Origin of the sequence: Entomomonas sp. E2T0, assembly GCF_025985425.1 — a bacterium.
In the GTDB taxonomy this organism is placed as follows: domain Bacteria; phylum Pseudomonadota; class Gammaproteobacteria; order Pseudomonadales; family Pseudomonadaceae; genus Entomomonas.
In genome coordinates this window covers 628,508-649,929 of sequence record NZ_CP094972.1, presented here as the reverse complement: position 1 = coordinate 649,929, position 21,422 = coordinate 628,508, and the positions used below count along the sequence as shown (strand labels likewise).

Here is a 21,422-nt window from a genome sequence, read left to right as displayed (position 1 = left end):
AACTAAGAAATCAGAAAACCCATTTTAGAATCAACAATATAATTAACAGAATAGCAACCACCCTTAATATATTATAAGCTGTACGTGATTTGCGTTTTAATGCTTTAATGGGGGTACTAAAAAATTTTGAGAAGTTAATAAATCCACGGTAAGCACGGTTAGCAAAGCCTGCATGTTCACCATCAATATTTTGAGGTTGGGTTAAAGCAGCTAGTATATTACTTACCCATTGGTTAATAGTATACATTGGTTGTTTTAATGGACGATCAAGATCGCAGAAGAAGATTAAGCGGTAGTCATCAGTATCATTGATGACATAGTGAATATAGGTTTCATCAAAAATAAAATCTTCACCATCATACCAAGCCTGTGGTTGTTCATCTACGTAGATTGCACACTTTTCAGAGTTTGGTGTTGATAAACCTAAATGATAACGTAGTGTTCCTGCAAAGGGATCACGATGGGCATTTAAATGACTACGAGCCGGTAAACGTGTAAATAGTGCACTTTTAATTAAAGGAACTTGTCTTACTAGTTCTAATGTTTTTGGGCATAAGTTTTCTGCTGAAGGTAGGGTATCTCTATTCCAAGTTAAATAGAAACGTTTCCAGCCTCTTTTAAAGAAAGAACCAAAGCCTGCTTCATTACCACCAATAGCTGCACGAATATACCCTTCATCAAATAGTTTTTCGCCTTCTTCTTTGATGATTTCCCAATTCTCTTTAATTAAATCCATTTCTTTAAAGTCTGCTCTATCGTAATAAGGTTGAGACTTTTGCTTAGAGAAGATATACATTAAGGCATTATAGGGAGCAAATAACGCGGAATAGTTAAAAAATTGCCTTAACAGAGGAATACGGCGAGAGCGTCCATGGAAATATACATAAAGTACACCCCAAATAAAAAAAGCTACAATTAATATTTTAATTAATGTAGATATTGTAATAGTAATAGTCATATGGGCTAACCTTTATAAATGGTTCATCATTTTGACAGCTATTTAACTTAAAATTCACTTTGTGAAAGTGAAATAAAAAATCGCTCATTAATATAGCATGGTTGTTTTTTAAATAAACCTATATTATGGAATAACAATAGGTTTATTCAGGCTTGGTAAAATCTTTTCTTGCAACAACGGCTAGTAGAGCAGCCGTTTTACTATCTACTACCCCTGTAACATTTTCAGGTTGATAACGCATTTGAAACGCCATAATAACTTTTACTGTTTCTTTATCTAATATTCCTGTCTGTGGTACAGCATAGCCAATGATGGCAAGTTTTTCTTGTATCCAACTTGTATCAGGTAATTTTTGTTGGTCAAAAATAGCTTTTTGGGCAGTCACAGCTCGTTCATTTGGCCATACCGCTAATCCTTCTTTAGCTAGACGACGCCAAGGAAATAGCGGGCCTGGGTCAGTTTTGCGTAGTGGTGCGATATCACTGTGACCTAAGATATTTTCAGCTGATAACTTATAACGAGCCTTGATGTCTTTTAATAATACAATCAGTGATTGTATTTGTGTTTCGGTATAGGGATACCATTTTTTGTAGCCATGAGTATCTTCAGTAAATCCTCTATTAACTATTTCAATACCAATAGAGCTATTATTTAGAAAAGTTCTGCCCTGCCATTCACTCAGTCCTGCATGCCATGCTCTATTTTTTTCATCTACCAGTTGGTAAATAGTACCCTTTTGATCTTCAATAAGATAATGACTACTTACTGGTTCTTTGGTTAATAAATAAAGGGAACGCTTAAAATCAGTGGCGGTGTAATGTAAAACCACATATTGCACACGACTATCTTGTCCCACAGATTGGTAATCTTTATTGATATGCAAACTACTTTGACAAGCAGTTAATAAAATTAGGCAAAAACAAATAAACAGTTTTTTCATTAAAAGCAGTTCCATATTCCTAGTAAGGAATAATAGTGATTTTAAGACTTATTATAAAAGTGATTGATATTAGCTAGTATAGCATCAGGTAAACGGATATCGACTTCAATAGGTAAATGGTCTGATATAGGTTGTTGTAAAACATTAACTTGTTCTATTTTTAGTTCTGAACTTAATAGAATATGATCAAGACAATGTTTGGGGTTCCAGCTAGGATAGGTAGCCTCTGTTTGGGGGAATACAAGGTCAAGATTTTTTAATGCGGAATCTTCCAATAACTCAACAGTACCTGCATTCATATCACCCATTAAAATATGGTATTTATAAGGCGTAATCATATTGTAAATATAATCTAGTTGTTCTTTACGTGCTTTTCTGCGTAAAGCTAGATGCATTACCACAACGACTAAGGCATCTTCACCTTCACCAAAGCGAGTAAAGATCGCGCCTCGGCCGCGCATGCCAGGTAGTGGATGGTCTTCAATAAGTGTTGGTTTGAAACGGCTTAACATGCCATTACTATGTTGAGCTAGTTTGCCAAGGTTGCGATTGGTTTGCTGGTGCCAATAGGGAAATTTAGCCAATTTGGCTAAAAACTCTACTTGATTAATACCGCTAGATCGCAAGCTACCACCATCAACTTCCTGTAGTGCAACAAGATCATATTTGTTGATTAGTTCCGCAATGCGTTGTAGGGTTTTAGCACGATCTTTATAGGGCAACACATGTTGCCAGCTTCTTGTAAAGTAGTGATGAAACTGGCTAGTGTTATTACCCACTTGAATATTAAAAGTTAAGAGTTTCATTATTCCTTGTGGGGGTAGAATAATGGGGCTACTCTCCTTATTAATTTGGGGGGAAAGGTGAGTAGCGACCTCTTTTTTCTTTTTAATCTTTATCACAGATATTATCCATTCTTGTTTATGTTAAAAATGATAACACTGTTTTTTTATAAGAAAATACTTTAATTTGCAGTTGCTGCTGCTTTTTCTGTAACTGAACTGTCATTAGCTGGTTTTAAAGCAGCGCGTTCTTTTTCAATTAAATAGTTAGTTACTCGCATTAAATCAGCAGGTTCTGCAACATTATCATTAAAGTCAATACGGTATTTACCATTAACAATAATGGCTGGTACACCTGTAATACCATATTTATTTAAGACTTTTTTGTCTTTTTCCATTCTGGCTTGAACACCAAAAGAGTTATAAGTCTCTAAGAACTTAGCTTTATCAACACCATGTTGAGCAACAAAATCAGCCATATCTTCTGGTGTAAGTAATAAGTTTTTGCGCTGGCGAATAGACTCAAACACAGCAGAATGTAATTTATCTTCTACTTTTAAGGTGTCTAAAGTAATAAATAATTGACCATGGATGTTCCATAGTTTGCTGAATAATGCTGGCATACGTACAAAGTGAACGTCTGCGGGTAAATTTTTTGACCATTTGTTAATGATAGGTTCTAAATCATAACAATGAGGGCAACCATACCAAAAAACTTCTGTTACTTCTATTTTATTAGGTTCTGAAGTAGGAACAGGGGTGGGTAGAATAGTATATTCTTTACCAGCTTGTGGTTCAGGAAGTGCTAAAACACCAATTTGTGCATAAACACTGGCACAAAAAAGTGTGATGAATGTAATCATTCCTGCCATAAACAAACGACGCATATTTCTCTCCATTATAGAGTTAACAACAAATAATTAATTTTAGAGCAGTACAATACCTAATTAAATGGGAAATGCAATAATTAGTTGTGCTCGGTTTGTGACAGAGTGTAAATAATTAATCTATTCACATTAGTTAATAATAGAATATTTAAAGTTTGGTAATGCAAACATTATGATATTATGTTATTCATTGTTGTGTTAAGGTTTCTATATGTCTGCAAATAAATTTATGGGGTTGTGCCAAAAAGCTGCTTTTCTAACAAGTGCTGCTAAGGTAGACCAGTGCCCACCAGATGTGGGTTATGAAGTAGCGTTTGCAGGCCGATCTAATGCAGGTAAATCGAGTGCTATTAATGCGTTAACTCATGCTAATTTAGCTAGAACCTCTAAAACCCCAGGACGAACACAATTAATTAACTTTTTTGCAGTTGATAATGAGCGTCGTTTTGTCGATTTACCAGGTTATGGTTATGCTAAAGTACCATTACCTTTAAAAGAGCATTGGCAAAAACATTTGGATGCCTATTTATCTACTAGAGAATCTTTAAAAGGTATTGTATTAATGATGGACATTCGCCATCCATTAACAGAGTTCGATAAAATGTTACTGGATTGGGCTGATGTGTCAAAAATGTCTGTACATATTTTGCTCACTAAAGCAGATAAGCTCACCTTTGGTGTCGCAAAAACTACTTTATTAAAAGTACAACAACAGTTAGCTGACTATCAAAACACGTCTGTTTCTATTCAACTTTTTTCTTCTATCAAGCGTCAAGGTCTTAGCGAAGCATCGGCCGTACTGCGACAATGGCTACACTTCGAGCCTTGAATAAATCTGTTACAATTGATTGTGGTAATTTTCCGTTTTGTGATATGCAAGATGTGTAAATTCGATGTTTGAGTAGTCTCTGCTCAAATAAAACTAAGTGCTTAAAAACTATTTATTTTTCGTTTAACTATTTTTCGTTTGTTCAGTGTGTATTTTGTTGTTACTGGATCAAAGAATAATAGGTATACAAAAGAGCAACAGTTTTTAAGTTGAAAATAATGGTAAAGGCTCCTCTAAAGAGGTTGAGAGATGAGAAATCGAAGATATCTGCGTTTGTTTACCATACCACTTCTGCTCTCCTTAGTACTATTAGGTGGGTGTGATGCGGCTTTGTTAAACCCTAAAGGATATATAGGTCATGAAATCAAAACGTTGATTGTTATCTCAGTATGCTTAATGCTTATTGTGGTAATTCCAGCAATCTTCATGTCTTTATATTTCCCTTTTAAGTACCGTGAAGGTAACAATGCAAAGTATTCTCCTAACTGGGATTTTTCAATGAAAATTGAAACTATGGTTTGGGGTGTACCTATTATTATCATTCTAATATTAGGCAGTTTAACTTATTACTATACTCACAAAGTTGAACCTTCTAATCCAATTCCTGCACATGTTTCTTCCGAGAAACCAATGACAATTCAGGTTGTAGCACTTAAATGGAAATGGTTGTTTATTTATCCAGAACAAGGCATTGCAACAGTTAATCAAGTAGTTTTTCCTGAAAAAACGCCTGTTAAGTTTGCAATCACTTCTGATACAACTATTACTTCTTTCTTCATTCCGCAATTAGGTAGTCAAATCTACGCAATGGCTGGTATGGAGACTAAGTTACATTTAATGGCTGATGAGCCAGGTGTATTCCAAGGTACAGCTGCTAACTTTATTGGTTATGGTTATTCATACATGCTATTTAAAGCTGTATCAAAAACCAGAGCTGATTTTGATGCTTGGGTTGCAGATGTAAAATCTGGTCAAGCAAAAGATCAAGTGACAGGTGACAGTGTTAATGTAAGTTCTTTAACACCAGCAGCATATCAAGAGTTTAGATTGAAAGAAAATATGGCATCATTTGAGCCAGTTGCTTTCTATAACTTGACTCCTAGCCAATATGGTAAGGATGGATTATTTGAAGATATTCTTGAATCATATATTCCAGAACCTAAACCACAGGCAGCTTCTCATCAATCAGCATCTGTTGGAGGTCACTAATTATGTCGGGTTTTCATAGTGGAGACTTAAATCCAGACAAATATAATAACCTCACAGGTTATTTGTCACTGGATGCAATTCCAACAAACGAGCCTATCGTTATGTGGACGATTGGTGTCGTTCTTGTTTTAGGAGTTGTTGCATTAGCTTTAATTACTTTCATGGGATGGTGGAAACCTCTCTGGAAGGATTGGTTAACTTCAGTTGACCATAAGAAAATTGGTATCATGTATATTGTGGTATCTGTTTTGATGTTAGTACGTGGTTTTGCTGATGCATTATTAATGCGTACCCATCAAGCAATGGCCGCTGCTACCCCCCACGTAGATGGTGTGACAGCTGGTTATTTACCACCTGACCACTATAACCAAATTTTCACTGCCCATGGTGTGATCATGATTTTCTTCATGGCTACTCCATTATTGTTTGGTTTAATGAATATTCTTTTACCACAACAAATTGGTGCACGTGACGTTGCTTTCCCATTCTTAAATAACTTCGGTTTCTGGTTAACAGTTGCTGGTGTTATCGTTTGTAATATCTCTTTAGGTGTGGGTGATTTCGCAACAGGTGGTTGGTTAGCATATGCCCCTGAAATGGGACTGGAGGGAGCACCTACCGTAGGTATGAACTATTACCTGTGGAGCTTGCAGCTTTCTGGTGTGGCCACGACAATTGGTGCAATTAACTTTATTGTTACCATTTTCAAAATGCGTGCGCCTGGCATGACTTTAATGCAAATGCCTATTTTTACGTGGACATGTCTTGCTGCTAACATTTTAGCTGCTTGTATTTTCCCAATCTTGACTGTTGCTTATGCATTATTAACATTAGACCGTTATTTCGATTACCACTTCTTCACCAATCATATGGGTGGTAACGCGAAAATGTATATCAACTTAGTATGGGCATGGGGTCACCCTGAAGTGTACTTCTTAGTATTACCTGCCTTTGGTATTTACTCAGAAATCGTGCCTGTATTCTCTGGTAAGCCACTATTTGGCTATAAAACAATGGTTTATGCAACTGTAGCAATCATTGTGCTTAGTCTTTTAGTATGGGGTCACCACTTCTTCACCATGGGTGCTGGCGGTAACGTTAATGCCTTCTTCGGTGTAATGACGATGATCATTGCTATTCCAACAGGTGTGAAAGTATTCAACTGGATCTTCACCATGTATGAAGGTCGAGTCCGATTCACATCACCTATGTATTGGATTGTTGGTGCATTAGTTACGTTCACTATCGGTGGTATGACAGGTGTTATGTTATCTGTTCCTCCTATCGATTTCGTAGTACATAACAGCTTGTTCTTAGTAGCTCACTTCCATAACACTATTATCGGTGGTGTGGTATTTGGTTACTTAGCGGGTGTTGTATTCTGGTTCCCTAAATGGTTTGGCTTCAAAATGAATGAGAAGCTAGGTAAATGTGCATTCTGGGGTTGGTTGATTGGTTTCTACTTATCATTCATGCCATTATACGCATTAGGTTTTATGGGCTTAACTCGTCGTATGAGTCAATTCCAAACTACTGAATATGCTACTTATTTCTTCATTGCAATGATTGGTTCATTCTTTATCTTAATTGGTACAGTATGTTTAATCCTTTCATTACTTGTAGGTATTATTCAACGTAACCAAACTCGTGACTTAACAGGTGATTCATGGGGTGGTGGTCGTTCTTTAGAATGGTCCATTTCTTCTCCACCACCTATTTATAACTTTGCTGTTATTCCAAAAATTTATGGTATCGACGCATTCCATAAGTTAAAAGAAAGAGGTGAAGCTTATAAACGTCCTGAGAAATATGAAGCGATTCATATGCCTAAAAATACTGGTACAGGTACTATTATCGGCATTCTAACTGCTATATGGGGATTTGCTATTGTATGGCACATCTGGTGGTTAACTATCGTTGGATTTGGTCTAGCAGTATTGACCTACATTGTATACACATTCAGCGATGATACTGACTACTATATCCCTGCAGAAGAAGTAGAACGCATCGAAAATGAACGTTTTGAGAATTTAGCAAAGGCAGGTATTAAGTCATGACAGCTGATACTTTGAAAAATCCTGTGCATGGAGCAGACCATGGTCATCATGATCATGACTCTAGTTCTATAACAATTTTCGGTTTTTGGGTATATATCCTTACCGATTTAATGATCTTTGGTTGTTTGTTTGCTGTGTATGCTACTCTTGATCCATCATATGGCGTAGCGATGTATTTTCCATCAATGGTAAATGCAGCAGGGCAAACCGTACCATTCAATGCTAAAGAGCTTTTTGAATTACCATTTGTATTAACTGAAACGTTTATCTTACTTTTCAGTAGTATTACTTATGGTTTTGCAATGGTTGCTGCCCACAAAAATAATAAAGGCCAAGTAATGTCTTGGTTATTAATTACTTTTGTATTAGGTGCGGCGTTCATTAGCATGGAAGTGTATGAGTTCCATCACCTAGTAGCAATGGGTAATGGTCCAAGCACTAATGCAACTATGTCTGCGTTCTTCACTTTAGTGGGAACTCACGGATTACACGTAACCTGTGGTCTAGTGTGGATGTTAGTGATGATTGCTCAAGTAGCAGGTAAAGGTTTAACTAATAAAGTTAATACTCGTTTATCTTGCTTAAGCTTATTCTGGCACTTCTTAGACATTGTTTGGATTTGTGTATTTACTTTCGTTTACTTGAAAGCATACGCTTCATTTTAAGGAGTTATGTAATGAGTGATCATAAAACATCATCAGGACATGGCACAGTATCAAGCTATTTAGTTGGCTTTGTACTAGCTGTCATTTTAACAGTCATTCCATTTTATATGGCAATGACTGGTACTCCTAATTTCTTTATATTAGTAGTATTTGCTGTAGTGCAAGTAATTGTGCATGTTGTATGTTTCTTACACATTGACTATTCACAACCACAGCGTTGGCATTTGATGACCTTTATCTTTGCTGTAGCGACAATTCTCATAATTGTTATTGGCTCAGTTTGGGTAATGGAAAACTCAATGAAGAATATGATGAGCGATAAGCAACATCACAGTATGCAAATGATGCATCAGCACATGAGCACAGATAAGTAAGAGGTATACTACAATGTTGAAGAAGTATTTGCTTATCACTAAACCAGGAATCATTTTTGGTAATTTGATTGCAGTCATTGGTGGATTCTTTTTGGCTTCTCAAGGTCATTTTGATTTCGCTAAATTGGTGGCAGTGATGATCGGTACTTCTTTCGTTGTGGCATCAGGTTGTGTCTTTAATAACTATGTTGATAGAGACATTGACTCAATGATGGAGCGCACCAAGAATCGTGTAATGGTTAAAGGATTAATTTCTCCTACCATAGCACTTATTTATGCAACAACATTAGGTGTTGCTGGTGCGCTTACTCTTCATTTTTTTACTAATGATCTTGCATTAGGCTTTGCCATTATGGGCTTTGTGGTTTATGTAGGATTATATACCCTTTATTTTAAAAGAAACTCTGAGTACGGCACTATTATTGGTAGCCTATCAGGAGCCGCACCACCTGTAATTGGTTATTGTGCTGCCAGTGGACAGTTTGATTTAGGTGCAGCTATTTTGTTATTAATTTTCTGTTTATGGCAAATGCCTCATTCTTATGCCATTGCTATCTTCCGTTTTAGTGATTATAAGGCAGCTGAAATACCTGTACTGCCAGTAAAACGCGGTATTAACATTGCTAAACGTCATATTGTTGGTTATATCGTAGCCTTCACCGCTGCGGCTGTGTCTTTGTATATCTGTGATTATGCAGGTATTGGTTTTTTAATAGTAACGGGTTTAATCAGTGTTTATTGGTTATTTATTGCTATTAAAGATTATAGTAAAGCTAATGAAGTACAGTGGGCAAAACGCCTATTTATGATTTCTATTCTGGCCATTACTGTATTAAGTGTAATGATGTCTTTTGAAGTTAATTGGGTGCAGTAATTTAGATTACTCTATTTACTTAATAAAAAGCTTTATATCTAGTTTCACATTCTTGTTTCTTTATTTCCTATAAATATCTAATTTATGGGTTGTTTTCATTTGTCTTAAATAAGCGTATTATAAAAAAGTCTTCAGGGCGGGGTGAAACTCCCCACCGGCGGTAAATCTATCACAGATGAGCCCGCGAGCGCTTTCTTATAATTATACGAAGAAAGGCAGCTGATTTGGTTAAAATCCAAAGCCGACGGTTATAGTCCGGATGAAAGAAGATGCATCTCAGCAATGTTATAGCTGTTGTTATACAATTTTAGACGAGGCGAATGACTCAAAACAGTACAACGAGTACAACAAAGTCATTCAACGATATATAAAAATGTAGGATAATAGATATATTTGTTGTTCTGTAGCTTTGTGACTATAAGAAAAATTATTCTTATAGCTATGCCCTGAAACGTTTATCGCCCATTTTTAATATTATTTGCGAGGAGCGTTTCAAATGTTAACCCTTTTAAATGATTTTCCAAGAATTACCGCTGCTATAAATGCCTATCAGCAAGGTTTACCTGTATTACTATCTGATGATGATAATCGCGAGAATGAAGCCGATATTGTAGCTGCTGCTGAAAATATTAGTATAGAAACAATGGCTCTGATGATTCGGGAGGGAAGCGGTATTGTTTGCCTCTGTTTAACAGAGCAAATAGCAGACGAATTGGCTTTAATGCCAATGGTTGCCAGTAATCAATCACGTTATCAAACAGCTTTTACTGTTTCTATAGAAGCTAAAGAAGGTGTTTTTACAGGAGTATCAGCTAAAGATAGAGTGACAACTATTCAAGCAGCCTTATCTTCTAATAGTCAACATAGAAATATAGTAAGTCCTGGTCATATATTCCCATTACGTGCTAGAAAAGATGGCGTATTAGATCGTCGTGGTCATACAGAAGGTTCAGTAGATATCGCTCGATTAGCAGGTTTAAAACCAGCAGCAGTATTATGCGAATTAACTAACCCTGATGGTACTATGGCTAAAGGGCAGCAAGTAGAAGATTTTGCTAAGTTGCATAATATGCCGATGTTAACAATAGCAGAGTTGGTGCAATATTTTCTATTAAAACAGGCTATGCAGACAAATCAACAAACATTCGCAGCAAGATCAGTTGTTGTTTAAACTTGAATAAAAATATTAGCTATTTTTATATGTTATATCCCTGCTTTTATTAAGTGGGGATTAATACAAATTTTAGCCAATAATTATGTATCAATAACAATTGATAACTAGGTAAATAATGGCTTTTCCTGTATAGTTAACAGCTTTCACGTAATTTATTTTGAGAAAGGTAAGTTGTAGGAATAATTTCTAAATAATACATCCTATAAAAACTTTCTGTTTTCTATGATATTACCCTGAGAAGTTCTTTATGTCGTCAACAAATCAGTCTGTTGAACAAATGAATCCAACAGAAATTCGTGCAACCTTTGGTTTATCTTTAGTGTTTGCATTCCGAATGTTGGGGATGTTTATGGTATTGCCTGTAATGGCAATTTATGGACAGTCTTTACAGGGTGCAACACCTGTTTTGATCGGATTAGCTGTAGGAGCTTATGGCTATACTCAAGCACTTTTACAAATACCTTTAGGCATTGTTTCTGATCGAATTGGCCGATTACCTATTATTTTAATTGGATTATTATTATTTTTGCTAGGCAGTGTTGTTGCTGCCATGTCTGATAGTATTTGGGGTGTGTTAATTGGTCGTATATTGCAAGGAACAGGTGCTATTTCTGCTGTAGTCATGGCGTTGCTATCTGATTTGACACGTGAGCAACACCGTACCAAAGCAATGGCTTTTATTGGTATGAGTATAGGTGCCTCCTTTGCTATTGCAATGATAGCAGGTCCTATTTTAGCTGGTTATTTTGGATTGCATGGATTATTTTGGTTTATTGCAGTGATGGCGGCAATAGGGTTTTTGTTAATGGCTTTTGTCGTACCAAGACCGAATAAACAAATATCTCGACGCGATGCAAGTGTGGCTAAGGCTGATTTTCTGCCTACTTTAAAAGATTTAGATTTATTTCGATTGGATTTTTCCATTGCTGCTGTGCATATAGTAATGATGGTAAATTTTATGGCATTGCCCATAGTATTGATGAATGAGTCAGGTTTACCTAAAGAGCAACATTGGTGGGTATATTTGGTGGCTTTTGTTGGCTCTGCATTTGGTATGATCCCCATGATTATTTATGGTGAGAAAAAGCGTAAGTTGCATCAAGTATTAATAGCTTGTGTTGTAATTTTGTTATTGTGCAGTTTATTCTTTTTATTACATCATCCTTCATTATGGGCGTTGTTAGCAGGTATTCTAGTATTTTTTATAGCATTTAATACTATTGAGGCCTTATTGCCCTCTATGGTGAGTAAGGTAGCTAAGGCTGGCGCAAGAGGAACTGCTATGGGTATTTTCTCAACCAGTCAGTTTCTTGGTGCAGGTATTGGTGCTTCACTTAGTGGGGTGTTGGTTAAATTTGGTGGTTTGCCTGCAGTATTTATAGGAAGTAGTGTTATTTGTGTTATTTGGCTATTGGTTATTTTTAAAATGAAAGAACCTCCTTATGTAACCAGTATTCGACTAACATTAACCGGTGATCAACTAGCTAATCAACAATTAGTGCCTTATTTAATGCAACAGTCAGGTATCAGTGATGCATTAGTGGCTGCTGATGAGTTAGCCATTTATGTGAAAGTTGATAAGAAGATGATTAAGCCAGATCAGTTGGAAGCATTAATAGCTTCTGCACCCATATAGCTAATTTTCCAGTTTTTATACTTTGTTGAATAGCTCAATCGTACTATTTATATAGTCTTCAGCCATTCGCCTTATCTAAAAAACTATTAAAATAGCTATAACTTAATCGGTCATTTTAGCAAGCTCTTCTTGTAAAGTTTCTAGTTGTTCTAAGGCCATTAACCAATTTTCTTCTGTTGAAGTTTGTTGTGTTTTAAGGCTAGTTTGCTGATCTAAAAGTTTTCGTAATTGGTCTTTTTGAGCAGTTTCATAAAGGCTTGTATCTGCTAATTGCTCTTCAATAGTTGCTAGTTGATTGTGAATCTTTTCTAATTCCTTTTCTAATTTATCAGCTTCTTTTTTATAAGGTGCTAACTTTTGTCTTAGGTTAGCAGCTTGTTGACGTTGGGCTTTTTTATCTACTTTTTCTTCTGCTACAGAAGTGGGTTGAACATTGGGTTGTTGTTTAGAACGATAATCTATTAACCATCGAGTATAGTCATCTAGATCCCCATCAAAGCTCTCAATTTTACCATTAGCGACCAGTAAAAATTCATCAGTAGTACTTTTTAATAAATGGCGATCATGGGATACCACTAAAACAGCACCTGAGAAATCTTGTAAAGCCATGGTTAATGCATGGCGCATTTCTAAGTCAAGGTGATTGGTCGGCTCATCCAGTAATAGTAGGTTAGGTTTTTGCCATGCAATAAGTGCTAATGCTAAGCGAGCTTTTTCACCACCAGAAAAATTAACCACTACTTCATCACAGCGATCACCTTTAAAATCAAAGCCCCCTAAAAAATTGCGTAAGGTTTGCTCACGTTCTGTTGGTGCTATTCTTTGTAGGTGTAATAAGGGGCTAGCTTGATTATCTAAAGCATCTAATTGATGCTGAGCAAAATAACCAATAGCTAGATTTTCGCCTTGTGTTTCTTGTCCTTTGATTAGCGGTAACTCACCGGCTAGGGTTTTGATCAAGGTAGATTTACCAGCACCATTAGGACCTAATAAACCAACTCTTGCACCTGGCATAATTTGTAATTTAACAGCAGCAAGTACAGTTTTATCAGCGTAGCCTAGGCTAGCTTCTCTTAAACCTAATAAAGGATTAGAGATTTTATCTGACTCACGGAAGCTGAAATTAAAGGGTGAATCTACATGAGCAGGTGCTAGGTCTTCTAATTTTTCTAAGGCCTTAATACGGCTTTGTGCTTGCCGAGCTTTAGTGGCCTTAGCTTTAAAACGTGTGATAAAGCTTTCCATATGAGCGCGTTGTGCTTGTTGCTTTTCATAGGCTTGCTGTTGTTGAGCTAAGCGTTCTACACGAGTGCGTTCAAAGGCTGAATAACCACCTTTGTAGAGGGTTAGTTTCTGTTGTTCTAAATGAACAATATGATCAACAACGCTATCCAAAAAATCTCTATCATGGGAGATAAGAATTAATGTGCCTTGATAACCTTTTAGCCAATCTTCTAACCAGATAATAGCATCTAAGTCTAAGTGGTTGGTAGGTTCATCTAATAATAATAAATCAGAAGGGCACATGAGAGCTTGGGCAAGATTAAGGCGCATTTGCCAGCCACCCGAAAAGTGTTTGATAGGTTTTTCCATTTCTTCATTAGAAAATCCTAAGCCTGCTAACAGACGGCGAGCTCTTGCATCAGCAGTATAGCCATTGGCGTTATCCCAGTCGGTGTGCAGATGAGCTAATGCTTCACCATCATGCTCAGCTTCTGCCTGAATAAGTTGTTTTTGAATAGATCTTAGGTGAGTGTCTCCATCTAAAACATAATCAACGGCTATTCGTTCTAAATCTTCGATTTCTTGACGCATATGAGCAATACGCCATTCTTTAGGAATATATAGTTCACCACCATCTAAGGTCAGTTGGCCTTGCAATAATGCAAATAGGCTCGATTTACCAGCACCGTTCGCACCAATAAAGCCTATTTTTTGGCCTGGATGTAAGGTAAGGCTTGCATCATCCAATAATATTTGAGGGCCACGTTGTAATTTAATATTTTCTAATCTAATCATAATGGCGCGCAGTTTAGCAGATTTGCTAATAACTCAATATAGGAATAGTAAGAAAACTAATGGTTATTGTGCTAGAGGAATAGCTAGTTAGGTATTATATGAGAGAGAAGATATATAAAATAAAGCCAATCTAATAAATAGGTTGGCTTTAAGGAGAGTACTTATTTAGGTAGCATTTGTTTCATTTGAGCAAATGAAGCATTAGCAGTTTTACAAGTTTGAACTGCTTGCTCTTTAGTTAAGCTTTTAAGACTTTCTTCAAGTTGTTTACGAGAATCTTTGAACTGCCCTTTCATTTGTGCAGGAATTTGATCTTGCTTTTCAAGTTGAGTAATGAACTCATCGTATTCTTTTAAGGTAGTAGTGCATTCAGAAGGAATACTGTCCCCACAACCAGTAAGAATTAATCCACAAAAAGAGACAGCTAATAATTTTTTCATTTGATAAATCCTATTATCGGTTTGTTTTTAATAGTAAACTTTGCATTAAGTATTTTATTTATAAAATAAAACACTTAACATTAAAACCTAAAATGTTACACTTTATGAAGTGTATAGTAGTCATTTATCCTTAATTTAACCTTAATTTGTGATGAGGTTCTTATGTTTCCCTACGCTATCGCTCCTTCTATTTTATCGGCAGATTTTGCTCGTTTAGGCGCAGAGGTCGAAGATGTATTAGAAGCAGGAGCTGATATAGTACATTTTGATGTGATGGATAATCATTATGTGCCTAATTTGACTATAGGCCCGATGGTTTGTAAGGCATTACGTAAGTATGGAGTAACTGCACCTATCGATGTACATTTAATGGTAAAACCAGTAGATCGTATGATTGGTGATTTTATTGAAGCAGGGGCGACTTATATTACTTTCCATCCGGAGGCTTCTGAGCATATTGATCGGTCATTACAACTTATTAAAGCGGGTGGTTGTAAAGCAGGTTTAGTGTTTAATCCTGCTACTTCATTAGATGCTGTAAAGTATGTGATGGATAAACTGGATATGATTTTATTGATGAGTGTTAACCCTGGCTTTGGTGGCCAAAAATTCATTCCTAATACATTAGAAAAATTAAAAGAAGCACGTGCTTTAATAGATCAGTCAGGATTAGATATACGTTTAGAAATTGATGGTGGGGTTACCGTTGATAATATTGCGGAAATAGCTAAAGCAGGTGCCGACACTTTTGTGGCTGGATCAGCTATTTTTAATACTACTAATTATCAGCAAACAATTGCAACAATGCGTAAAGAGCTAGCTAAGGTGACTATTTAATGAATGTATTACAACAACATTATCAAGGTACATACCCCAAGTTAATTATGTTTGATTTGGATGGTACTTTGGTAGATTCAGCTCCTGATATAGCTATTGCGGTTAATAAAACGTTACAGGATTTAAATTTACCAGAGGCTGCTGAGGAAAGTGTTAGAAATTGGGTAGGAAACGGTGCAGATGTATTAATTCGTCGTGCCTTAACTGATGGTGATGATAATAAACCTGTTGATCAAGCTCTATGGGATAAAGCCTTTAAGATATTGTTAGAGTATTATCCTTATCATCATGATGCTAACTATGTATATGAGGGAGTAAAGCCCTTTTTATCCTTTATGCAAAAGCAGGCTGTTAAAATGGCTGTAGTGACTAATAAGCCAGTAGAATTTGTTGAGCCATTGCTAATAGAGTTAGAAATCAATCAATATTTTCAATGGATTGTAGGTGGTGGTAGTTTACCTCAGAAAAAACCTGCGCCAGAGCCATTATTATATGTATTAGAACAGGCCAATATAACAGCTGAGCAGGCTTTATTTATTGGTGACTCTAGAAATGATGTTAGGGCTGCTAAAGCGGCTAAGGTTCCCTGTGCTGCATTAACTTATGGTTATAATCATGGTGAGTCTATTGCAGCAGAGGATCCTGATTGGGTTATTGATGACTTAAGGGAGTTGTTGAAATAATTTAAAGATAGCAATTAGTATAAATTGTTAAAAGTTTTTGTTAAAGAAAGGTTGATTCTAAATTAAAGCTGCGTTACTGTAATCAGTATCGATTTTTAATCCATCCTTTAAGGATCAAACAAACGTGGTAAGCAAAAACACATTTTGGATGAGAGTAATTAAGGCACTAGCCCGTTGGCGCTGGCGCGCCTAATGCTAATTAGGCCGCATACGGCCGCCTGTTTTTCACCAAATGTGTTTTTATAGTGTTTACCCAATGAGGTTTGATTCATGTCTCCTGAAGAATTTAAAGCGTTAGCCGAACAAGGTTACAATCGTATTCCTGTCGCTGTAGAGACGTTAGCTGATTTTGATACCCCCCTCTCAATTTATTTAAAGTTGGCAGATGGCCCTAATAGTTTTCTACTAGAGTCTGTGCAAGGTGGAGAAAAATGGGGTCGTTATTCTATTATTGGCTTACCTGCACGCACGGTACTGCGTGTTAGGGGGTATCATGTAGAAGTTTTTACGGATAATAGGTTAGTTCAAAGTTTAGATGTAACAGATCCTTTAGATTTTGTAGAAAAATTTAAAAATGCTTATAAGGTGGCACCTATTGCTGGATTACCCCGTTTTAATGGGGGATTAGTCGGTTACTTTGGTTATGATTGTGTGCGTTATGTGGAGAAAAGACTAGGTCCGTGTCCTAATCCTGACCCATTAAATAATCCTGATATTGTATTGCTTGTAGCCGATAAAGTAGCAGTTTTTGATAATCTTGCTGGTAAGTTACACTTCATTGTTTTGGCAGATCCAGCACAAGATCAGGCTTTAGAGAAAGCCCATAATGAAATTAAAAACTTAATAACAAGGTTACGCCAACCCGTATTCCCTCGAGCAGGTCTAAAGTTAGATGTTCCTGAGGGGAAAGAGTTAAATTATACAGCTAGTTTTACCCAACAAGATTATGAAAAATCAGTAGAGCTTATTAAGGAATATATTCGTGCAGGCGATTGTATGCAGGTTGTGCCTTCACAGCGAATGTCAGTAGCTTTTGATGCTGCACCTATTGATCTTTATAGAGCATTGCGTTGCTTTAATCCAACACCTTATATGTATATCTTTAATTTTACTGATTTTCATGTGGTGGGTAGTTCACCAGAAGTTTTGGTACGGGTAGAAGATGAGTTAATCACTGTACGTCCCATTGCTGGTACTCGCCCACGGGGTAAGACAGTAGAAGAGGATGTTGCATTAGAAAAAGATTTATTAAGTGATGCGAAAGAAATTGCTGAACATTTAATGTTGATTGATTTAGGGCGTAATGATGTAGGTCGTGTGTCTGAAATTGGTAGTGTTAAAGTCACTGAACAAATGATAATCGAGCGTTATTCCAATGTAATGCATATTGTATCTAATGTAACGGGTCAGTTACGGAAAGATTTAACGGCAATGGATGCATTGAAAGCCATTTTACCCGCAGGTACGTTATCAGGTGCCCCTAAAATCAGAGCTATGGAAATTATTGATGAAATAGAACCAGTAAAACGTGGTGTTTATGGCGGAGCTGTGGGGTACTTGGCATGGAATGGCAATATGGATACTGCAATTGCCATTCGTACAGCTGTGATTAAAAATGGTCAATTACACGTGCAGGCTGGTGGTGGTATTGTTGCTGACTCTGTGCCTGCCTTGGAGTGGGAGGAAACCATTAATAAGCGTAAAGCTATGTTTAAAGCTGTCATATTAGCTGGTCAAACTAAGTAAAGGAGTAAGAAAATGTTATTAATGTTAGACAACTATGATTCCTTTACTTATAACCTAGTCCAATATTTTGGTGAGTTAGGTGCTGAAGTTAAGGTATTACGTAATGATGAAACAACGGTTGAAGAAATAGCCGCATTACAACCTGAGCGTATAGTTATTTCTCCAGGCCCTTGTACACCTAATGAGGCAGGTATTTCATTGGCGGTTATTGAGCGTTTTGCAGGTAAATTACCTATTCTTGGAGTATGTCTTGGGCATCAGAGTATCGGTCAGTTATTTGGTGGCCAAGTTGTAAGGGCAAGAGAACCAATGCATGGTAAATTAAGCCCTGTGTACCATGCCAATCAAGGCGTTTTTGCAGGATTAAATAATCCACTAACAGTTACACGCTATCATTCATTAATAGTGGCTTTAGATTCATTACCTGATTGTTTAGAGGTTACTGCTTGGACAGAAACTGTGACAGGTGAAAAAGATGAAATAATGGGATTACGCCATAAAACGTTGATGGTTGAGGGCGTACAATTTCATCCTGAGTCTATTTTAAGTGAACAAGGTCATGAAATGTTGGCGAATTTCTTAAAACAACAAAGAGGGATACGTTAATGGATATTAAAGAAGCATTAAGTCGTATAGTTAATCAGCTGGATTTAACCACTGAAGAAATGCAAGTGGTTATGCACCAAATTATGACAGGTGAGTGTACAGAGGCACAGATTGGCGCCTTTATGATGGGGCTTCGTATGAAAAGCGAAACCATCGAAGAAATTGTTGGTGCTGTACAAGCAATGTGTAATTTATCTTTGAAAGTTGTTCTTCCTTCGTTGGACGGTGTTGTAGATGTAGTGGGTACTGGGGGAGATGGCGCTAATGTTTTTAATGTGTCCTCTGCTACAGCATTTGTAACAGCAGCGGCAGGGGTAAAAGTTGCTAAGCACGGTAATCGTAAAGTTTCTAGTAACTCAGGTAGTGCTGATTTATTAGAGTCCGCAGGTATCTATTTACACCTTTCTCCTGAGCAAATTGCACGTTGTATTGAGGTGATAGGTATTGGTTTTATGTTTGCACAAGATCATCATAGAGCTATGCATTACGCAGCAGTACCACGTAAAGAGTTAGGGCTACGTACATTATTTAATATATTAGGGCCATTAACCAATCCTGCAAGTGTTAAGCATCATGTGATTGGTGTGTTTAGTCAAGCACTGTGTAGGCCAATGGCTGAAGTGTTAAAAAGGCTAGGTAGTAAACATGCTTTAGTGGTTCATTCACGAGATGGTTTGGATGAGTTTAGTTTGGCTTCAGCTACCTATGTTGCAGAACTAAAAGATGGTGAAGTGAAAGAATATTGGTTAGAACCAGAAATGATTGGTTTAAAAAGCCAAACACTGGTGGGTTTAACTGTTAATAATTCACAAGAGTCTTTAGCATTAATTCAGGATGCTTTAGGTCGTCGTCATACTGAAGCAGGTAAAAAAGCAGCCGATATGATTATTCTCAATACTGCACCTGCGCTTTATGCAGCAGATTATGCAACGGATTTAAAAGAGGCTGTGCAATTAGCCCAAGATGCGCTGTATAGTGGTCTTGCTAGAGAGAAAATGAATGAGTTGGCTGCTTTTACACAAATTTATAAACAGGAGAATGAAGGGTGAGCTTACCAACAATATTAGAAAAAATAATTGCCCGAAAATTTGAAGAAGTGGCAGAGCGTTCTGCTAAATGTCCTATTGGTCAATTGTATGAGCAAATAAAAAATAACTCTCCTGCTCGTGGTTTTGCTAATGCGTTAATGGAGAAAGCAGCTAATAAGCAACCAGCAGTAATTGCAGAAATTAAAAAAGCTTCACCCAGTAAAGGGGTGATTCGTGATCCCTTTTATCCTGCAGACATTGCTCAAAGTTATCAGGCTGGTGGTGCCAGTTGTTTATCTGTATTAACAGATAAAGACTTCTTCCAAGGATCTGAGGTTTATTTACAAGAAGCTCGCAATGCTTGTGATTTGCCTGTATTACGAAAAGATTTTATGGTTGATCCTTACCAAATAGTTGAGGCGAGAGCTATTGAAGCAGATTGTATTCTGCTGATTGTTGCAGCTTTAACTGATGCTCAAATGAAAGAGCTAGAGGATACTGCTAGAGAAGTTGGGTTAGATGTATTAGTAGAAGTACATGATAAACACGAGTTAGAAAGAGCGCTTACTGTGTTAGACACAGTTTTAGTTGGTATTAATAATCGTAACTTACATAATTTTGAAGTAAGTTTACAAACAACCGTTGAGTTATATAAACAAATACCTAGTGATCGGTTAGTGGTCACGGAAAGTGGTATTCTAACACAACAGGATGTGCAATTAATGTTGGATAATGGCATTTATAGTTTTTTAATCGGTGAAGCATTTATGCGTGCTGAACATCCTGGTCAGCAACTGAGGTCCTTATTCAGATTATAGGTTTTAGAAAAAAAGCTACTTGTTAACTAAAGTAGCTTTTTAACGTGTTCCAAATACTACAATATTTCTACCAGAGACAGTGATAAGGCCTTGATCTTCCATGTCTTTTAGGACTCTTCCAACCATTTCTCGTGAGCACCCTGCAAGATTGCCTATTTCTTGACGTGTCACTCTAATTTGCATGCCGTCAGGATGAGTCATAGCATCAGGTTGTTTACAAAGATCAAGCAGTGTACGTGCAACCCGCCCAGCAGTATCTATAAAGGCTAAGCCAGTTACTTTACGAGTAGTTTGGCGAAGTCTAGCGGCCATTTGACTAGCAATAATATAAAGTACTTCAGGGTATTGATGAGCAACTTGATGAAAGTTAGCATAGGATATTTCAGCAATATCACTACTTACTTTAGTATAAACACTCGCTGTCCGATGAGCGTCATTTTTTGTTCTATCTGGATCAAAGAGTGATAACTCACCAAAAAAATCTCCTGTGTTTAAATAGGAGATAATCATGTTTTTATCATCTTCTTTGATGGAGACACTAGCAGAACCTTTTACCATAAAAAATAAGGTATCTGCTCGATCACCTTGGTTAACCACACAAGTTTTAGCGGGATAATGGTGAATTTTAAAATGATGAATGATTTTGGTAAGCCCCTTTAATTTGGGGTTGTAACTATAATCAATCATTGAGTTTTCCAATTTGGTTTTGACATTTGATAATAGAGTATAACTATCATACATTGAAGCACAATATATACAATTAGCCAAGAATATTATTGATTGGTTGTGAATTCGGTCAAATAAGACTAAAAATAGTGACTAATAGATTAAAATTAATAACAAGCATAGAACTTTAGTCG

At 36.7% G+C, this 21,422-nt stretch carries 21 protein-coding genes and 1 riboswitch; of the genes, 14 read left to right on the top strand and 7 right to left on the bottom strand.

Annotated elements, in window-relative coordinates:
• Window positions 1-10: 10 nt before the first annotated feature.
• The 4 genes from MTZ49_RS03125 to MTZ49_RS03110 all read right to left on the bottom strand — a co-directional run bounded on the left by MTZ49_RS03125 (window position 11) and on the right by MTZ49_RS03110 (window position 3,567).
• The gene (locus MTZ49_RS03125) at window positions 11-946 is read right to left on the bottom strand and encodes an aspartyl/asparaginyl beta-hydroxylase domain-containing protein (protein WP_264747822.1); all 936 of its coding nucleotides are present in this window, start codon (window positions 944-946) and stop codon (window positions 11-13) included.
• Window positions 947-1,100: 154 nt separating this feature from the next.
• Complete coding sequence (locus tag MTZ49_RS03120; RefSeq protein WP_264746939.1) at window positions 1,101-1,898, bottom strand: N-acetylmuramoyl-L-alanine amidase; 798 nt, start codon at window positions 1,896-1,898, stop codon at window positions 1,101-1,103.
• A gap of 41 nt (window positions 1,899-1,939) precedes the next feature.
• Window positions 1,940-2,800: an endonuclease/exonuclease/phosphatase family protein gene (locus tag MTZ49_RS03115; RefSeq protein ID WP_413774171.1), complete on the bottom strand. Its 861-nt coding sequence runs from the start codon at window positions 2,798-2,800 to the stop codon at window positions 1,940-1,942.
• A gap of 62 nt (window positions 2,801-2,862) precedes the next feature.
• The gene (locus MTZ49_RS03110; RefSeq protein WP_264746938.1) at window positions 2,863-3,567 is read right to left on the bottom strand and encodes a thiol:disulfide interchange protein DsbA/DsbL; all 705 of its coding nucleotides are present in this window, start codon (window positions 3,565-3,567) and stop codon (window positions 2,863-2,865) included.
• A gap of 211 nt (window positions 3,568-3,778) precedes the next feature.
• Here MTZ49_RS03110 and yihA point away from each other — a divergent pair, with 211 nt between their 5' ends.
• The 8 genes from yihA to MTZ49_RS03070 all read left to right on the top strand — a co-directional run bounded on the left by yihA (window position 3,779) and on the right by MTZ49_RS03070 (window position 12,385).
• Window positions 3,779-4,396: a ribosome biogenesis GTP-binding protein YihA/YsxC gene (gene yihA / locus MTZ49_RS03105; protein WP_264746937.1), complete on the top strand. Its 618-nt coding sequence runs from the start codon at window positions 3,779-3,781 to the stop codon at window positions 4,394-4,396.
• 249 nt (window positions 4,397-4,645) lie between these two features.
• Window positions 4,646-5,605, top strand: coding sequence for a ubiquinol oxidase subunit II (gene cyoA, locus MTZ49_RS03100; RefSeq protein ID WP_264746936.1), 960 nt, complete (start codon window positions 4,646-4,648; stop codon window positions 5,603-5,605).
• 2 nt (window positions 5,606-5,607) lie between these two features.
• Window positions 5,608-7,662, top strand: a complete 2,055-nt coding sequence (gene cyoB, locus MTZ49_RS03095; protein WP_264746935.1) for a cytochrome o ubiquinol oxidase subunit I — start codon at window positions 5,608-5,610, stop codon at window positions 7,660-7,662.
• Window positions 7,659-8,327 (top strand): cytochrome o ubiquinol oxidase subunit III, encoded by a 669-nt coding sequence (gene cyoC / locus MTZ49_RS03090; RefSeq protein WP_264746934.1) that lies wholly within the window; start codon window positions 7,659-7,661, stop codon window positions 8,325-8,327. Before cyoB ends, cyoC begins: the two co-directional genes overlap by 4 nt.
• Before the next feature lie 11 nt (window positions 8,328-8,338).
• Window positions 8,339-8,701, top strand: coding sequence for a cytochrome o ubiquinol oxidase subunit IV (cyoD, locus tag MTZ49_RS03085; RefSeq protein WP_264746933.1), 363 nt, complete (start codon window positions 8,339-8,341; stop codon window positions 8,699-8,701).
• 13 nt (window positions 8,702-8,714) lie between these two features.
• Window positions 8,715-9,575 carry a heme o synthase gene (cyoE, locus tag MTZ49_RS03080; RefSeq protein WP_264746932.1) on the top strand — a complete coding sequence of 287 codons (861 nt, stop codon included), beginning with the start codon at window positions 8,715-8,717 and terminating at the stop codon, window positions 9,573-9,575.
• A 123-nt stretch (window positions 9,576-9,698) separates the two neighbouring features.
• Window positions 9,699-9,850, top strand: a riboswitch (FMN riboswitch).
• A gap of 221 nt (window positions 9,851-10,071) precedes the next feature.
• Entirely contained in the window at window positions 10,072-10,746 is a 675-nt protein-coding gene (ribB, locus tag MTZ49_RS03075) for a 3,4-dihydroxy-2-butanone-4-phosphate synthase (protein WP_264746931.1), read from the top strand.
• A 250-nt stretch (window positions 10,747-10,996) separates the two neighbouring features.
• Window positions 10,997-12,385: an MFS transporter gene (locus MTZ49_RS03070; protein ID WP_264746930.1), complete on the top strand. Its 1,389-nt coding sequence runs from the start codon at window positions 10,997-10,999 to the stop codon at window positions 12,383-12,385.
• A 102-nt stretch (window positions 12,386-12,487) separates the two neighbouring features.
• On the opposite strand, the gene MTZ49_RS03065 is transcribed toward MTZ49_RS03070, so the two are convergent.
• Both MTZ49_RS03065 and MTZ49_RS03060 read right to left on the bottom strand, forming a co-directional pair.
• Entirely contained in the window at window positions 12,488-14,404 is a 1,917-nt protein-coding gene (locus MTZ49_RS03065) for an ATP-binding cassette domain-containing protein (protein WP_264746929.1), read from the bottom strand.
• A gap of 161 nt (window positions 14,405-14,565) precedes the next feature.
• The gene (locus MTZ49_RS03060) at window positions 14,566-14,844 is read right to left on the bottom strand and encodes a DUF5339 domain-containing protein (RefSeq protein ID WP_264746928.1); all 279 of its coding nucleotides are present in this window, start codon (window positions 14,842-14,844) and stop codon (window positions 14,566-14,568) included.
• Window positions 14,845-15,006: 162 nt separating this feature from the next.
• Between MTZ49_RS03060 and rpe the strand changes: the two genes are divergently transcribed.
• The 6 genes from rpe to trpC all read left to right on the top strand — a co-directional run bounded on the left by rpe (window position 15,007) and on the right by trpC (window position 20,562).
• Complete coding sequence (gene rpe, locus MTZ49_RS03055; RefSeq protein ID WP_264746927.1) at window positions 15,007-15,681, top strand: ribulose-phosphate 3-epimerase; 675 nt, start codon at window positions 15,007-15,009, stop codon at window positions 15,679-15,681.
• Window positions 15,681-16,364 (top strand): phosphoglycolate phosphatase, encoded by a 684-nt coding sequence (locus tag MTZ49_RS03050; RefSeq protein WP_264746926.1) that lies wholly within the window; start codon window positions 15,681-15,683, stop codon window positions 16,362-16,364. The genes rpe and MTZ49_RS03050 overlap by 1 nt, the downstream gene beginning before the upstream one ends.
• Before the next feature lie 270 nt (window positions 16,365-16,634).
• Entirely contained in the window at window positions 16,635-18,110 is a 1,476-nt protein-coding gene (trpE, locus tag MTZ49_RS03045; protein ID WP_264746925.1) for an anthranilate synthase component I, read from the top strand.
• Window positions 18,111-18,122: 12 nt separating this feature from the next.
• Window positions 18,123-18,716 carry an anthranilate synthase component II gene (locus tag MTZ49_RS03040; RefSeq protein WP_264746924.1) on the top strand — a complete coding sequence of 198 codons (594 nt, stop codon included), beginning with the start codon at window positions 18,123-18,125 and terminating at the stop codon, window positions 18,714-18,716.
• Window positions 18,716-19,765, top strand: a complete 1,050-nt coding sequence (gene trpD / locus MTZ49_RS03035) for an anthranilate phosphoribosyltransferase (RefSeq protein WP_264746923.1) — start codon at window positions 18,716-18,718, stop codon at window positions 19,763-19,765. The genes MTZ49_RS03040 and trpD overlap by 1 nt, the downstream gene beginning before the upstream one ends.
• Window positions 19,762-20,562: an indole-3-glycerol phosphate synthase TrpC gene (trpC, locus tag MTZ49_RS03030; protein ID WP_264746922.1), complete on the top strand. Its 801-nt coding sequence runs from the start codon at window positions 19,762-19,764 to the stop codon at window positions 20,560-20,562. The genes trpD and trpC overlap by 4 nt, the downstream gene beginning before the upstream one ends.
• A gap of 39 nt (window positions 20,563-20,601) precedes the next feature.
• On the opposite strand, the gene crp is transcribed toward trpC, so the two are convergent.
• Window positions 20,602-21,249, bottom strand: a complete 648-nt coding sequence (gene crp, locus MTZ49_RS03025) for a cAMP-activated global transcriptional regulator CRP (RefSeq protein WP_264746921.1) — start codon at window positions 21,247-21,249, stop codon at window positions 20,602-20,604.
• Window positions 21,250-21,422 lie beyond the last annotated feature (173 nt).

Excerpts from the sequence above, each read along its gene's own strand:
- cyoA (WP_264746936.1), top strand. The coding sequence starts at position 4,646 with ATGAGAAATCGAAGATATCTGCGTTTGTTTACCATACCACTTCTGCTC.
- trpE (WP_264746925.1), top strand. The coding sequence starts at position 16,635 with ATGTCTCCTGAAGAATTTAAAGCGTTAGCCGAACAAGGTTACAATCGT.
- MTZ49_RS03065 (WP_264746929.1), bottom strand. The coding sequence starts at position 14,404 with ATGATTAGATTAGAAAATATTAAATTACAACGTGGCCCTCAAATATTA.
- cyoD (WP_264746933.1), top strand. The coding sequence starts at position 8,339 with ATGAGTGATCATAAAACATCATCAGGACATGGCACAGTATCAAGCTAT.
- MTZ49_RS03110 (WP_264746938.1), bottom strand. The coding sequence starts at position 3,567 with ATGCGTCGTTTGTTTATGGCAGGAATGATTACATTCATCACACTTTTT.
- MTZ49_RS03060 (WP_264746928.1), bottom strand. The coding sequence starts at position 14,844 with ATGAAAAAATTATTAGCTGTCTCTTTTTGTGGATTAATTCTTACTGGT.
- yihA (WP_264746937.1), top strand. The coding sequence starts at position 3,779 with ATGTCTGCAAATAAATTTATGGGGTTGTGCCAAAAAGCTGCTTTTCTA.
- ribB (WP_264746931.1), top strand. The coding sequence starts at position 10,072 with ATGTTAACCCTTTTAAATGATTTTCCAAGAATTACCGCTGCTATAAAT.
- cyoE (WP_264746932.1), top strand. The coding sequence starts at position 8,715 with ATGTTGAAGAAGTATTTGCTTATCACTAAACCAGGAATCATTTTTGGT.
- MTZ49_RS03120 (WP_264746939.1), bottom strand. The coding sequence starts at position 1,898 with ATGAAAAAACTGTTTATTTGTTTTTGCCTAATTTTATTAACTGCTTGT.
- trpD (WP_264746923.1), top strand. The coding sequence starts at position 18,716 with ATGGATATTAAAGAAGCATTAAGTCGTATAGTTAATCAGCTGGATTTA.
- MTZ49_RS03050 (WP_264746926.1), top strand. The coding sequence starts at position 15,681 with ATGAATGTATTACAACAACATTATCAAGGTACATACCCCAAGTTAATT.
- rpe (WP_264746927.1), top strand. The coding sequence starts at position 15,007 with ATGTTTCCCTACGCTATCGCTCCTTCTATTTTATCGGCAGATTTTGCT.
- crp (WP_264746921.1), bottom strand. The coding sequence starts at position 21,249 with ATGATTGATTATAGTTACAACCCCAAATTAAAGGGGCTTACCAAAATC.
- cyoC (WP_264746934.1), top strand. The coding sequence starts at position 7,659 with ATGACAGCTGATACTTTGAAAAATCCTGTGCATGGAGCAGACCATGGT.
- cyoB (WP_264746935.1), top strand. The coding sequence starts at position 5,608 with ATGTCGGGTTTTCATAGTGGAGACTTAAATCCAGACAAATATAATAAC.
- MTZ49_RS03040 (WP_264746924.1), top strand. The coding sequence starts at position 18,123 with ATGTTATTAATGTTAGACAACTATGATTCCTTTACTTATAACCTAGTC.
- MTZ49_RS03070 (WP_264746930.1), top strand. The coding sequence starts at position 10,997 with ATGTCGTCAACAAATCAGTCTGTTGAACAAATGAATCCAACAGAAATT.